This is a genomic window from Bacillus sp. BC05(2025), from assembly GCF_056725905.1.
Map to the genome: position 1 here is coordinate 1 of NZ_JBWYRA010000006.1, position 15,054 is coordinate 15,054.

Consider the following 15,054-nt stretch of genomic DNA (forward strand, 5'->3'; position numbering starts at 1 on the left):
CGAATGAATGGAAGGCTGAATTAGAAGCAAAATATCCTCATGTCACAATCCGTATAGGTTATTTTGGTGCTGTAATTGGTACGCATTTAGGTGAAGGTGCATTAGGTCTTGGATGGTATACGAAGTAATAAAGATATAAAAAGCTCTCTTTTTGAAGAGGGTTTTTTTACGGATATTTTACGTGTGGTTGACAAGTTAATATTTGGAAATGGTAAAATGTACGTAAAATAAAATAACGAGGAAAGTTTTATAACTTACTTTTTACAAGAAACTATATTATAATAGAAGAGAGGTGAAACATATGGAGCATAATTCTTGTTTATGTCCAAAGTTTGAGTCAGCTTTTACTTTGCTTAGTAAGAAATGGACTGGCTTAATTATTAAATCTTTGCTTGAAGAGTCAAAACGTTTTAGAGAAATCGCAGATATTATACCGAATATGAGCGATCGCATGTTGTCAGAGCGTTTAAAGGAATTGGAAAGTGAAGGCATTGTAGTTCGTAATGTTTATCCAGAAGTACCAGTTCGAATCGAGTACGGCTTAACTGATAAAGGGAAAGCATTAGAAAGTGTTATGGATGAAGTCCAAAATTGGGCTGAAAAATGGATGAAATAACGCTTTGATTTCATTCGTATTAGTACATTTAATAAAACGTAAGGGAAACCTTGCGTTTTTTTCTTTGCTTATAAAAAGTATTTAAAATTCTACACATACATACAAAAATATGCATATTTTGCGATAGTGTTACATATAATATTACATTTGTTTTACAAAAACGTAACATTAGCAAAAAAAATCCCGAATTATGGTATAAATTTTATAGGTTATATACGGAAAAAGAAAAAAAGAAAGCGGTGTAAAAAATACAATGAAAAAGCTAAAAATGGCATCTTGCGCATTAGTTGCAGGGTTAATGTTTTCAGGGCTAACACCAAATGTATTTGCAGAAGATAAAATTGCTGACGTGAAATCACAAATTAACACACAAAATGATACTTTACATAAACAACAACAAGAACGTGATGAATTACAAAAACAAATGAATGACTTAAACAAAACAATTCAAGGTTTGGATAAGTCTGTCCAAGAGAATGCTTCAAAGCTTGATGAAACAATGAAAAAAGTTGCTGATACGGAGCAATTAATCGAAAAGAAAAATAAAGATATTGCAGAATTACAAACGAAAATTGCAAAACGTGAAGAGTTATTAAGAAAACGTTTAGTTGCACTTCAAGAACAACCAAACACAAATGTTGTAACAGAAGTTCTTGTAAATTCTAAAAACGTTGCAGATTTAGTGGATCGCTTAACTTCTGTTTCTAAAATTCTTGAGTCTGACGAAGATATCATGAAAACACAACAAGAAGATCAAGCGAACGTGAAAAAAGATGTTGAAACGGTAAAAACAAAGCAAAAAGAATTAAAAGAAGCACAAGCTCAAATTGAAACTGCTAAGAAAGAACTTGACGCTGAAAAAGAGAAAAAAGCAGCGGCAGTAAACGATTTAAGCGGCAAAATGGATACAGTTGTAACTTCTATGACAAGTACGGAAGATCAATTGAAAGATCTTGAGAAGCAAGCGTTACAATTACAACGTATTGCTGAACAAGAAGCGCAAGAAAAAGCTGCGCAAGAAGCTGCTGCTCAAAAGCAAGCAGAGCAAGCGGCTAAAGCTGCGCAAGCTCAGCCGGCACCAGCGGAGCAAGCTGCACCTGCAGCACCAGCAAACAACGGTGGACAAGCTCAGAAAGAAGAACCTAAAAAGGAAGAACCTAAAAAAGAAGAGCCTAAAAAAGAAGCACCTAAGCAAGAAACGAAAAAACCAGAGCCAGCACCAGCTTCAAATGCGGGTGGCGTAATTGGTAAAGCACAAGGTTACTTAGGCTTACCGTATGTTTGGGGAAGTGCATCTCCATCAAACGGTGGTTTTGACTGTAGTGGATTCATTTCTTACATCTATGGTGTAGGACGTCAAGACGTTGCAGGTTACTGGAATTCAGTTTCTAAAGTAAGTAGCCCACAACCTGGAGATTTAGTATTCTTCCAAGGTACTTATAAACCAGGTCCATCTCACATCGGTATTTACGTTGGTAATGGCCAAATGATTCATGCTGGTGACAAAGGGATTGCTTATTCTAGCTTAAGCAGTAGCTACAACCAAAAACATTTCTTAGGATACGGTCGATTCTAGGATTTATAAACGAATAAAACATGTGTATAAAGTCGATAGCTTACTATTTTATAAGTAGGTTATCGGCTTTTTTGCGTTTTTACGAGATCATAAGAAAGGTTTATAGTAATGCTGGAGGTGAGTGCTAATGCTTGCTGGAAAGCAATTACTATTAGAAGAACTCTCTTCAGATTTACGGAGAGAATTAAGTGATATGGAAAACAAGGGAGAGGTCGTATGTGTACAAGGTGTAATGAAGAATGCTTCTAAATATACATGTCAGCGCTGCGGAAATATAGAGCAACGACTATTTGCATCATTTTTATGTAAAAGGTGCAGGAGAGTATGTACGTATTGCCGGAAGTGTATAACGATGGGGAGAGTTAGTGAATGTGCTGTACTCGTTCGCGGGACTCGTGAAAGAAACGGAGAAAAGGGGGGGAATCCGTTACAGTGGAATGGAACTTTATCTATCGGTCAGGAGTTGGCGGCGAAAGGTGTTATAGAAGCTATTAAGCAGAAAGAATCTTTTTTTATTTGGGCTGTATGCGGCGCTGGGAAAACAGAAATGTTATTTTACGGTATTGGAGAGGCACTTCAAAAGGGAGAAAGAGTTTGTATTGCAACGCCAAGAACAGACGTAGTACTAGAATTAGCACCGAGATTACAAGAAGTGTTTCCTAGTATAAATGTAGCTGCTTTATACGGAGGGAGTGTAGATCTTGAAAAAGATGCAGCGTTAGTCGTTGCAACGACTCATCAACTGTTACGCTACTATAGAGCATTTCATGTCATGATTGTAGATGAGATTGATGCCTTCCCCTATCATGCGGATCAAATGTTGCAGTATGCAGTGAATCAAGCGATGAAAGAGAAAGCGGCGCGTATTTATTTAACAGCAACTCCCGACGAAAAGTGGAAGCATAATTTCAAAAAGGGGAAACAAAAAGGGATCATTGTTTCAGGACGATACCATCGTCATCCGTTACCAGTTCCTCTATTTAGCTGGTGCGGGAATTGGAAGAAAAGCCTTCATCATAAAAAAATTCCTCGCGTGTTACTACAATGGTTGAAAATGAACTTCAACAAAAAGTATCCTATTTTTTTATTTGTTCCTCATGTGCGATATATAGAAGAAATAAGTCTGTTATTGAAAGGGTTAGATAATAGGATCGATGGTGTACATGCAGAAGATCCGATGAGAAAAGAAAAAGTAGCAGCGTTCAGAAAGGGAGAAATTCCGTTATTAGTTACAACGACAATTTTAGAAAGAGGGGTAACTGTGAAGAACTTACAAGTGGCAGTTCTAGGGGCAGAAGAAGAAATTTTTTCAGAGAGTGCGCTCGTACAAATTGCAGGCCGAGCGGGTCGTAGTTTTGAAGAGCCCTATGGCGAGGTTATGTATTTTCATTACGGTAAGACAGAGTCGATGGTACGGGCGCAAAAACATATTCAAAGTATGAACAAAAATGCGAAGGAACAAGGGTTGATCGACTAGTGCATTGTTTACTTTGTGATGAGTATATGGTGGAAACAGTTAGTTGGTACACCTTCTTTGTAAAGTCCCATAAAAAATATGTATGTAATAGATGTGAGCGGAAACTTTCCTATATTATAGGGGAGATTTGCAAGGAGTGTGGGCGACCTTTAGAGGACTTGCCTTCCGTATATAAAGAAAATGATATTTGTGTGGATTGCGTAAGGTGGATCAATGAGGAGAAGTATCGTCCTTTTAAAAATCGTTCCTTGCATGTGTACGATGATGAGATGAAAGAAATAGTAGCACAGTTTAAGTTTCGAGGAGATGGGGAGTTAGTTCGTATTTTTCATCAATCCTTTCGAGAGCTATTTCAAAAGTATTTTACGAACGTCTCAACTGTTATTGCTGTTCCGCTTAGTAGGGAACGGGAATATGAACGTGGTTTTAATCAAGCGGAGTTATTAGCAGCTTGTTTACCTGTCAACATTTCTTATCCATCATTAAGAAGAAGAGAAACAGAAAAGCAAAGTAAGAAGTCGCGAAAAGAAAGGCTTTCGGGAAGTAATCCTTTTTATTTTCAGGGAGAAGAGGTGTTTCATGGTCAACACATTTTACTCGTCGATGATGTATATACGACAGGAATTACAGTGAGACAAATTGGAAGTCTTTTATACGATAGAGGAGCTAGAGAAGTTTCAAGTTTGACGCTCTGTAGAAGTTGATTTGTAACTGTCGAAAGAGATAATAAAAAGACGATAAGTCTTCTTTGACTTCGTAAGCTGTCATTCGTTATAGTGAAATTATGGGGCAAATGCCCTGATTTTTAGAGTGAAGGGAATGGAATGAACATGCAAGGAAGAGTAAAATGGTTCAATGCAGAAAAGGGATTTGGGTTTATTGAGCGTGAAGACGGTGATGATGTGTTTGTTCATTTTTCTGCGATTCAACAAGATGGATATAAGTCATTAGAAGAAGGACAACAAGTTGAGTTTGACATTGTAGATGGCGCACGTGGACCGCAAGCAGCTAATGTTGTAAAACTGTAGGAATGTTGTTTTTGGGGAGAGAAAGCTGCGTTTGTGGCAACGTTATATATATGTAGTAGAACCTCTTGTTTGTTACAAGGGGTTTTTATTATGAGTTAAGTTGTCAAAAAGTTGTTTCTTTTCTGTAACGAATTGTCCACAGTTATATTCGTTATTCACGATGTTAATAGGATAAAATAAAGATAGAAACGATGCATCTTTTCATTTCAACAAAAAACGATAAAAAAATCGCAATTCCACTAATTTTTTTAAAAAAGTTAGAAGGAGTTTTTAAGCCAGTGTCGAAATTATAGTACATAGGCTTGAAAGGAGGAATTCATCTATGAAATTCAACATTCGTGGTGAAAATATTGAAGTAACTCCAGCATTAAAGGAATATGTAGAGAAAAAACTAGGTAAGTTAGAGCGTTATTTTGATACATTCCCAGAGATTAAAGTTAATTTAAAAGTATACTCTGACAAGCAACGTGTCGAGGTAACAATTCCATTTACTGATTTATTACTTCGTGCAGAAGAAACTAATAGCGATATGTACGCTGCTATCGATTTAGTAGTTGATAAACTCGAGCGACAAATTCGTAAACATAAAACAAAAGTAAATCGTAAGTTACGTGAGAAAGGTTCTGTGAAAACGAACTTTATCCTTCCAGAAGCAGTAGCTGTTCTGGATGAGGTAGAAGAGGATGAACTAGAACTTGTACGTACAAAACGATTCGATTTAAAACCGATGGACGTTGAAGAAGCAATTCTACAAATGGATATGCTAGGACATAATTTCTTCGTCTTCACAAATGCTGATACAAACGAAACTAACGTTGTATATGGCCGTAAAGATGGGAAATATGGTTTAATCGAAACTAAATAATAATCCAAAAGCGCAGCCGAAATGGCTGCGCTTTTTTTTGCTGAAAATAGATTTCTACAAAAAGTTTTCTTAATTTAGAACGAGACATTCGGCCGATTGTTGTCATAGTTATAAGACAAGTGTTACAATTATCATTAGGTATATACATTTTAGTTTTTTTAATTAGGAGAAAAATTGGCATAACATACATTTGATTTTTATAACGACTGATTGTAATAGAGAAAAAGAAAAAACAATCGGAAGTTTTATTTTAATAAAAAGAGGAGCGTATTTCCTATGATCGGTATTTTAAAAAAGGTGTTTGATGTAAATCAACGCCAAATTAAACGTATGCAGAAGACAGTTGATCAAATTGATGCACTAGAGCCATCTATTAAGCCATTAACTGATGAACAATTAAAAGGGAAGACGCTTGAATTTAAAGAACGTCTAACAAAAGGTGAAACAGTAGATGATCTACTACCTGAAGCTTTTGCGGTTGTTCGTGAAGCTGCGACTCGTGTTCTCGGAATGCGTCCGTATGGCGTACAGTTAATGGGTGGTATTGCCTTACATGAAGGGAATATCTCTGAGATGAAAACGGGTGAAGGTAAAACGTTAACATCTACATTGCCTGTATATTTAAATGCTTTAACAGGAAAAGGTGTTCACGTTGTTACAGTTAACGAATACTTAGCACAACGTGATGCGAGCGAAATGGGACAACTTCATGAGTTCCTAGGCTTAACAGTAGGAATTAACTTAAACAGTATGTCACGCGAAGAAAAACAAGAGGCTTATGCTGCTGATATTACGTATAGCACAAATAATGAGCTTGGATTCGATTACTTACGTGACAACATGGTTTTATATAAAGAGCAGTGCGTTCAACGCCCACTTCACTTTGCTATTATCGATGAAGTCGATTCTATCTTAGTCGATGAAGCGCGTACGCCGCTTATTATTTCTGGACAAGCTCAAAAATCAACAGAGCTATACATGTTTGCAAATGCATTTGTTCGTACGTTAGAAAATGAAAAAGAATATTCGTTTGATGTAAAAACGAAAAATGTAATGTTAACAGAAGATGGTATTACGAAAGCCGAGAAAGCTTTCCATATTGAAAACTTATTCGACTTAAAACATGTAGCGCTTCTTCACCATATTAATCAGGCACTTCGTGCGCACGTTGTTATGCACCGTGATACAGATTATGTTGTACAAGAAGGCGAAATCGTAATTGTAGACCAATTTACTGGTCGTCTTATGAAAGGTCGTCGTTATAGCGAAGGGTTACACCAAGCTATCGAGGCAAAAGAAGGCGTAGAAATTCAAAATGAAAGTATGACGCTTGCGACAATTACATTCCAGAACTATTTCCGTATGTATGAAAAGTTATCTGGTATGACTGGTACAGCGAAAACAGAGGAAGAGGAATTCCGTAACATTTACAATATGAACGTTATTGTAATTCCAACAAACAAACCGATTATTCGTGATGATCGTGCTGATTTAATCTTCAAATCAATGGAAGGTAAATTTAATGCTGTTGTCGAGGATATTGTAAATCGTCATAAACAAGGACAACCTGTTCTTGTTGGTACAGTTGCGATTGAAACGTCAGAACTTATTTCAAAAATGTTAACACGTAAAGGCGTACGTCATAACATCTTAAATGCGAAAAACCATGCGCGTGAAGCAGATATCATTGCAGAAGCTGGTATGAAAGGTGCTGTAACGATCGCGACGAACATGGCGGGTCGTGGTACGGATATTAAGCTTGGGGACGATATTAAAAACATTGGTTTAGCAGTTATCGGTACAGAACGTCACGAAAGTCGTCGTATTGATAATCAGTTACGTGGTCGTGCTGGTCGTCAAGGAGACCCTGGTGTTACGCAGTTCTACTTATCAATGGAAGATGAACTAATGCGCCGCTTCGGTTCTGACAATATGAAAGCAATGATGGATCGTCTTGGTATGGATGATTCTCAGCCAATCGAAAGTAAAATGGTTTCTCGTGCAGTAGAATCTGCGCAAAAACGTGTAGAAGGAAATAACTATGATGCACGTAAGCAGTTACTACAATACGATGATGTACTTCGTCAGCAACGTGAAGTTATTTACAAGCAGCGCCAAGAGGTAATGGAGTCTGAGAACTTACGCGATATTATTGAAGGTATGATGAAATCTACAGTAGAGCGTGCAGTTGCACTTCATACACAAGAAGAAATTGAAGAAGATTGGAATATTAAAGGTCTTGTTGACTACTTAAATACAAACCTTCTGCAAGAAGGAGATGTAAAAGAAGAAGAATTACGTCGCCTTGCTCCAGAGGAAATGAGCGAACCAATTATCGCGAAATTAATAGAGCGTTACAACGAAAAAGAAAAGCTTATGCCAGAAGAGCAAATGCGTGAGTTTGAAAAAGTTGTTGTATTCCGTGTTGTAGATACGAAATGGACAGAGCATATTGATGCGATGGATCACCTTCGTGAAGGTATTCATTTACGTGCTTACGGTCAAATTGATCCACTTCGTGAGTATCAAATGGAAGGGTTCGCAATGTTCGAATCAATGATTGCTTCTATTGAAGAAGAAATTTCTCGTTACATTATGAAAGCTGAAATTGAACAAAACCTAGAGCGTCAAGAAGTTGTTCAAGGTGAAGCTGTTCACCCATCTAGCGATGGCGAAGAAGCGAAGAAAAAGCCAGTTGTAAAAGGTGACCAAGTAGGCCGTAACGATTTATGTAAATGTGGTAGCGGTAAAAAATATAAAAACTGCTGTGGTATTGGGAAGTAATACAAGGCATTAGCCCAGGCTACTTTGCAAAGTTTTACATCAAAAATGTATAATTAAGAAGGATTAAACTCTCTCCGTCATAAGTGGAGAGAGTTTCCCTTGTTTTCATACGAAAGTAACAGCAATTACATAGAGGTGAAGGAAATGGAATTAGTAGAAATTAGACAAGAATTAGAGAAAATGGCTAAGAGATTAGCGGCTTTTAGGGGGTCTCTTTGACCTTCCTACTAAGGAGAAACAAATTGCAGAATTAGAAGAGAAAATGATGGGCGCGGGATTTTGGGATGATCAACAAGGCGCACAAGCTGTCATTAACGAAGCGAATGCACTGAAAGATATGGTTGGAAAGTTCCGTCAGTTAGACGAGACGTTCGAAAATTTAGAAATCACGCATGAGCTTTTAAAAGAAGAGTATGATAAAGATTTACATGAGGAGCTGGAATCAGAAGTAAAAGGCTTAATTCAAGAAATGAATGAGTATGAGCTGCAATTATTACTAAGCGACCCTTATGATAAAAATAACGCGATTTTAGAATTGCACCCAGGTGCTGGTGGAACAGAGTCACAAGACTGGGGTTCTATGTTGCTACGTATGTACACACGTTGGGCTGAAAAACGTGGATTTAAAGTAGAAACGGTTGACTATTTACCAGGTGATGAAGCGGGTATTAAGAGTGTTACTTTATTAATTAAAGGCCATAACGCTTACGGTTACCTAAAGGCAGAGAAAGGTGTACATCGTCTTGTGCGTATTTCACCATTCGATTCTTCAGGCCGTCGTCATACATCGTTCGTATCTTGTGAAGTTGTACCTGAATTCAATGATGAAGTTGAAATTGAAGTACGTACAGAAGACTTGAAAATTGATACGTATCGTGCAAGTGGAGCGGGTGGACAGCACGTTAATACGACAGATTCGGCAGTTCGTATTACGCATACACCGACAAATACGGTTGTAACGTGTCAGTCAGAGCGTTCTCAAATTAAAAACCGTGAGCATGCGATGAAGATGTTAAAAGCGAAATTATATCAAAAGAAACTAGAAGAGCAACAAGCGGAGTTAGATGAGATTCGCGGTGAGCAAAAAGAAATCGGATGGGGTAGCCAAATTCGTTCTTACGTATTCCACCCATATTCTCTTGTGAAAGACCACCGTACAAATACAGAGGTTGGTAACGTACAAGCCGTTATGGATGGAGAAATTGATCCATTTATTGATGCTTATTTACGTTCTCGCATCTAATAAGCTAAATGAAAAAAGACCAACAAAATTGTTGGCGCATGTTGAGGATATAGAGGATATAAAGAGTATTATTTTATCTATATGGATGAACGACAGAGGAAGAGAAGTTGGAAACGACAACTTCTCTTTTTGATGGGATTATATGTAGCATACAATGTTGTATATTGTTTTGTAAAAAGTAGAAAATAGTAAAACAGAGTGGCAATAGAGTAACACTTTATATAGAACTTTTCTAAATTCTCGTTCAAAAAGGATTCTTTATAGAAGTTTTTATGTTGTTCACAGAATTGAAACAACTTACAAAAGCTTTATATCATTGGGGTTCTCACGGTATTTTTGAAGAATATGAAATATACCTTAGTTTTTCTATATAAAGATAATGCTTATAATGAAAATGAGTGTGTTAGGAATGAAAAGAATATCAACAATGGGGAGCGATAGAAGTGAAAAAGAAATTGTTGGCTATTGCGCTAGGAACATCAGTCGTTTTTGCTTTAGGAGCGTGTGGAAATAAAGAAGAGAGTAAGTCTTCGAACCAGTCTGCAAGTACAGACAGTGCAGAGCAAATTTTCCAAAGAAGTTGTGCTGGATGTCACGCAACAGATTTATCAGGTGCAACTGGACCTGATTTACGAAAAGTAGGACAGAAATATGATGCGGCAGACATCGAAAAAATCATTGAAAAAGGTCGCGGTTCCATGTCACCAGGACTTATTCAAGGTGAGGATGCGAAAAAAGTAGCTGAGTGGTTAGCTGAACATAAATAAAGAGAGTAAAATAGACGAGTTGGTTATATAGCCAGCTCGTTTTCCTTTTTGTGGAATGTAACATAACTGTAACAAAAATGTATCCGAATTGGAAACCGTTTGATGTTACAATGAGGTTTGTAGAATTTTGCTGAAATATATTACATAGAGTAGCGCTGCTAATAAAAAGCATGAATGGAAGCTACCTTCAACAAGAGTAGTTAAGTGAGAATAAAGTTTTTATTTTCAGATGTACAGAAAAGTATTTCGAAAAAATCATTAAGTATTGGGTGATAAATAATGATAAAAATGACGAATGTTTATAAGGAGTACCCGAATGGTATGAAAGCCATTGCTGGTCTTACAGTTAACATTAAACAAGGTGAGTTTGTATACGTAGTTGGACCGAGTGGAGCCGGGAAATCTACATTTATTAAAATGATGTATCGTGAAGAGAAGCCATCTACAGGATCTATTAATGTAAATGGTCTTACTATCGAGTCATTAGCAGAAAGAGACGTTCCATATTTCCGTCGTCAATTAGGCGTAATTTTCCAAGACTTTAAATTACTACCTAAGTTAACGGTATATGAGAATGTTGCGTTTGCCTTAGAAGTAATTGAAGAAGAGCCAGATGCAATTCGTGAGCGTGTAACAGAAGTTTTAGGTCTTGTAGGTCTTGAAGATCGTGCAGACGCACTTCCAAGTGAACTTTCAGGCGGGGAGCAGCAACGTGTTGCGATTGCGAGAGCAATTGTTAATAGACCAAAGGTTGTAATTGCCGATGAGCCAACAGGTAACTTAGATATTGAAACAGCTCTTGATATTATGAAAATTTTCACACGCATTAATGAGCGTGGTACAACGATTGTTATGGCGACACATAACGCAGATATCGTAAATACAATCCGTCATCGTGTAATCGCGATTGAAGGCGGAAAAATTGTTCGAGATGAGATTGAGGGAGGATACGGATATGAAGGCTAAGACCCTTAGTCGACATTTGCGAGAAGGTGTAAAGAATCTATCACGTAACGGATGGATGACGTTTGCTTCTGTTAGTGCGGTAACAGTTACATTATTACTTGTAGGTGTCTTTTTAACAGCAATTATGAATATGAACCATTTTGCGACGAAAGTAGAGCAAGATGTAGAGATTCGTGTACACATTGATCCAGCAGCAAAAGAAGCTGATCAAAAGAAATTAGAAGAAGATATGAGTAAGATTGCAAAAGTAGACTCTATTAAATATTCTTCTAAAGAAGAAGAGTTAAAACGTTTAATTAAAAGCTTAGGCGATAGCGGAAAAACGTTTGAGTTATTTGAACAAGATAACCCACTGAAAAACGTATTCGTTGTAAAAGCAAAAGAACCAACAGATACAGCGACAATCGCGAAAAAGATTGAAAAAATGCAGTTTGTAAGTAATGTTCAGTACGGAAAAGGGCAAGTTGAACGATTATTTGATACTGTAAAAACTGGTCGTAATATCGGGATTGTGTTAATTGCTGGTCTTTTATTCACAGCGATGTTCTTAATCTCTAATACAATTAAAATTACAATTTATGCTCGTAGTACAGAAATCGAAATTATGAAACTTGTAGGTGCGACAAACTGGTTTATTCGTTGGCCGTTCTTATTAGAGGGATTATTCTTAGGGGTATTAGGATCAATTATTCCAATTGGCTTAATTCTAGTTACGTATAATTCACTGCAAGGTGTGTTTAACGAGAAACTTGGCGGAACAATTTTCGAACTTCTACCATACAGCCCATTCGTATTCCAATTAGCTGGTTTACTAGTGTTAATCGGTGCTTTAATCGGTATGTGGGGAAGTGTAATGTCAATTCGCCGCTTCTTAAAAGTATAAAAAGTTGCAAACATAATTCGTACAAGCTTATCATATAGTAGAAATAGGTAAAGGCATCACACACTGTGTGATGCCTTTTGCTACACCACCTGTGTGTTTTGGAAAGGGGAATTCCGCATTGAAACGTAGAGTTGCAATTATTGGAATGGTTGTTGCATTTTTAATTGGTGCTGGCGGAATGTTTGCAGGTATGTCTTTATTTGGGGTTAACCCAGCAGAAGTAACGCAAACAATTTCGAGTGGAAACGCTAGCACTGCGCAAGGGAATTTGGCAAAAATTAATGAGGCGTATGCACTAATTGATTCACGTTATGTGGAAGACGTGAAAGACGAAAAATTAGTCGAAGGTGCAATACAAGGCATGTTGTCTACGCTGAAGGACCCTTATTCCACGTATATGGATAAAGAAACGGCGAAACAGTTTAGTGAATCACTGGATCCTGAACTAGAGGGAATCGGGGCTGAGGTGAACAAAACGGACGGTAAGCTTATTATCGTGTCTCCAATTAAAGGCTCACCAGCAGAAAAGATTGGAATTAAACCGAATGACCAAATTTTATCTGTAGATGGAAATAGTGTGAAAGATTTATCCCGTGAAGAAGCGGTATTAAAGATTCGTGGTAAAAAAGGAACGACTGTTGCGATTGAAATTAAGCGTGCAGGAGTAGCTGATCCGATTGTATTTAAAATTAAGCGTGAAAAAATTCCGATTTTCACAGTGTTTAGTTCTGTGAAGCAAGAGAGCGGAAAAGATATCGGTTATATGCAAATCACTTCTTTTGCTGAAAATACGGCGAAAGAATTTAAGGATCAGTTAAAAGAGTTAGAGAAGAAAAACATAAAAGGCTTAGTGATTGATGTACGTGGTAATCCTGGTGGCTACTTAAATAGTGTAGAAGAGATACTAGGGGAAATTATGACGGATAAAAAGCCGATGCTACAAGTAGAACAACGAAATGGTGAGAAGAAGAAATTCTCTACTGAACTGAAAGAGAGAAAGCCATATCCAATTTCAGTATTAATTGATAATGGAAGTGCTTCTGCTTCAGAGATTTTAGCGGGTGCGCTAAAAGAGGGAGAAGGATACGATTTAGTTGGTGAAAAAACGTTTGGTAAAGGTACTGTTCAGCAAGCCGTTCCATTTAAAGATGGCAGCAACATTAAATTAACGATGTTTAAATGGTTAACACCGGATGGAAACTGGATTCATAAAAAAGGAATTGCGCCAACAGTAGAAGTGAAGCAACCAGATTATTATCATGCGACACCAATTCAAATTGAAAAGACACTTTCATACAATTCAAATGATGTACAAGTAAAACACGCGCAAGAAATGCTTAAGAGTTTAGGATATGTACCAGGACGTGAAGATGGATACTTTAGTAAAGAGACAGAATCAGCGCTAAAAGCATTCCAAAATGCGAATAAGATGGAAGCGACAGGACAGCTTGATAAAAAGACAGCTGAAGCGATTCAAACGAAAATTATTGAAAAAATCCGTTCTGGAGAAAATGATCTACAATTACAGTCAGCATTAAAATTAATAGCGAAGTAGAAAAAATACAGGCAGTTTGCTGCCTGTATTTTTTTGTGTTAAACAAACGTTTGTCCAGTTATGATAATATAAAAAGAAAGAATGATATAAATGGTGGTGAATGGATTCGTGGAGGCATGGATTTTTGAAATAATGCGGGCGGTTGGACGTTTTTTCTTACACCCTGCTGTCTATGTATTTTTAATAAGTAGTATCTTCGTTGGATACTTACGTATGTTACGAGAACGAAAGGATTTTTCCTTTAAAGTTTATGATATTTGGTTTGAACTGCGAACATCTTTATTCGCAGGAGTTAAATACGGATTAATCGTATCTATTATTACCATTGGACTTGGACTTGTTGTTTCTAAAGCAAGCTTATGGGCCATCTTATTATGGACGTTATTATTTGGATTAACGGCTATGTATCGATATTTATCAGCAGCTTATACGTTTAGTATCGCGATTGTATGTGTTCTATTATCTTCTAAGCTACCAGTTTCCTTCTTACAGCTTGGAGAAGGTGAAGAGAGTACGATTGTATCTCTTGCTATTTTGCTAGGTGTTATGCTCGTTGTAGAGGGCTTGTTGATTTCTAAAAATGCAGTGGGATATTCGACGCCGAAGATTAGGAAGGGTAAGCGGGGATTAAAGGTTGGTTTACACGAATCAAAGCGTTTATGGATCGTTCCTATTTTTATTCTTATACCAGGTGACGCGGTAACACAGTTTATTTCATGGTGGCCTGTCGTTTCAATCGGTTCAGATACATATTCACTATTCCTCGTTCCATTTTTAATTGGATTTATGAGAAGGATTAGAAGTTATGAGCCGACGGAAGCTTTATTATTTACAGGAAGACGTGTGTACGGATTAGCAGGACTTGTGCTTGTTTTAGGAGTCGCAAGTTATTGGTGGCACGTACTTGCAATTATCGCAATGGGCGTTGCAATGCTTGGACGTTTTACAATTTCCATGCAAGAGAAAATTGCGGATGAAACAAGACCAGCGTACTTTGCTGCACGTAATGATGGACTCGTTGTATTAGATACAATTCCAAATACAATTGGGGCGGAGCTGAATTTACTACCTGGAGAAATGATTACGAAAGTAAATGGAGTCATTCCAAGAAGCGCCGAGGAATTTTACGATGCACTTCAAACGAAGACGACAGGAGCATTTTGTAAATTAGAAGTATTAGATACAAGTGGAGAGCTTCGCCTTGCTCAAACGGCATTATACGCCGGAGGACATCACGAATTGGGTATTGTGTTTGTTCAGCAGGAGCATGAGTGGGATTCGGAAGCTATGTAAT

At 37.4% G+C, this 15,054-nt stretch carries 13 protein-coding genes and 1 pseudogene; all 14 read left to right on the plus strand.

Annotation, left to right across the window (positions count from 1 at the left end; all coding sequences use genetic code 11):
- Nucleotides 1–128, plus strand: a 128-nt coding sequence (locus tag ACZ76X_RS18920) for a DegV family protein (protein WP_479851504.1), incomplete at its 5' end; no start/stop codon positions are given.
- Between the two features lie 173 nt (nt 129–301).
- Entirely contained in the window at nt 302–616 is a 315-nt protein-coding gene (locus ACZ76X_RS18925; protein ID WP_000400857.1) for a winged helix-turn-helix transcriptional regulator, read from the plus strand.
- Between the two features lie 147 nt (nt 617–763).
- Nucleotides 764–2,192, plus strand: a pseudogene (locus ACZ76X_RS18930) (C40 family peptidase).
- Between the two features lie 127 nt (nt 2,193–2,319).
- Nucleotides 2,320–3,669: an ATP-dependent helicase ComFA gene (gene comFA / locus ACZ76X_RS18935; RefSeq protein ID WP_479851368.1), complete on the plus strand. Its 1,350-nt coding sequence runs from the start codon at nt 2,320–2,322 to the stop codon at nt 3,667–3,669.
- Complete coding sequence (locus ACZ76X_RS18940; protein WP_479851369.1) at nt 3,669–4,373, plus strand: phosphoribosyltransferase family protein; 705 nt, start codon at nt 3,669–3,671, stop codon at nt 4,371–4,373. The genes comFA and ACZ76X_RS18940 overlap by 1 nt, the downstream gene beginning before the upstream one ends.
- A gap of 126 nt (nt 4,374–4,499) precedes the next feature.
- Entirely contained in the window at nt 4,500–4,697 is a 198-nt protein-coding gene (cspC, locus tag ACZ76X_RS18945) for a cold shock protein CspC (RefSeq protein ID WP_001990088.1), read from the plus strand.
- 322 nt (nt 4,698–5,019) lie between these two features.
- Nucleotides 5,020–5,562: a ribosome hibernation-promoting factor, HPF/YfiA family gene (gene hpf / locus ACZ76X_RS18950; RefSeq protein ID WP_098669928.1), complete on the plus strand. Its 543-nt coding sequence runs from the start codon at nt 5,020–5,022 to the stop codon at nt 5,560–5,562.
- 276 nt (nt 5,563–5,838) lie between these two features.
- Complete coding sequence (gene secA, locus ACZ76X_RS18955) at nt 5,839–8,346, plus strand: preprotein translocase subunit SecA (protein ID WP_479851370.1); 2,508 nt, start codon at nt 5,839–5,841, stop codon at nt 8,344–8,346.
- 144 nt (nt 8,347–8,490) lie between these two features.
- Nucleotides 8,491–9,589 (plus strand): peptide chain release factor 2 gene (gene prfB / locus ACZ76X_RS18960; RefSeq protein WP_098669925.1). Its coding sequence is split into 2 segments (ribosomal slippage): nt 8,491–8,562 and nt 8,564–9,589, totalling 1,098 coding nucleotides; the frame shifts between segments, so codons are not numbered across the junction.
- 443 nt (nt 9,590–10,032) lie between these two features.
- On the plus strand, nt 10,033–10,356 hold the full coding sequence (cccB, locus tag ACZ76X_RS18965) for a cytochrome c551 (RefSeq protein ID WP_000727973.1): 324 nt from the start codon (nt 10,033–10,035) through the stop codon (nt 10,354–10,356).
- Nucleotides 10,357–10,635: 279 nt separating this feature from the next.
- The gene (ftsE, locus tag ACZ76X_RS18970) at nt 10,636–11,322 is read left to right on the plus strand and encodes a cell division ATP-binding protein FtsE (RefSeq protein ID WP_087955103.1); all 687 of its coding nucleotides are present in this window, start codon (nt 10,636–10,638) and stop codon (nt 11,320–11,322) included.
- Nucleotides 11,312–12,205, plus strand: a complete 894-nt coding sequence (ftsX, locus tag ACZ76X_RS18975; RefSeq protein ID WP_479851371.1) for a permease-like cell division protein FtsX — start codon at nt 11,312–11,314, stop codon at nt 12,203–12,205. Before ftsE ends, ftsX begins: the two co-directional genes overlap by 11 nt.
- Nucleotides 12,206–12,323: 118 nt before the next feature.
- Nucleotides 12,324–13,760, plus strand: coding sequence for a S41 family peptidase (locus ACZ76X_RS18980; protein WP_479851372.1), 1,437 nt, complete (start codon nt 12,324–12,326; stop codon nt 13,758–13,760).
- A gap of 90 nt (nt 13,761–13,850) precedes the next feature.
- Nucleotides 13,851–15,053 (plus strand): PDZ domain-containing protein, encoded by a 1,203-nt coding sequence (locus tag ACZ76X_RS18985; RefSeq protein WP_479851373.1) that lies wholly within the window; start codon nt 13,851–13,853, stop codon nt 15,051–15,053.
- Nucleotide 15,054: the final 1 nt, after the last annotated feature.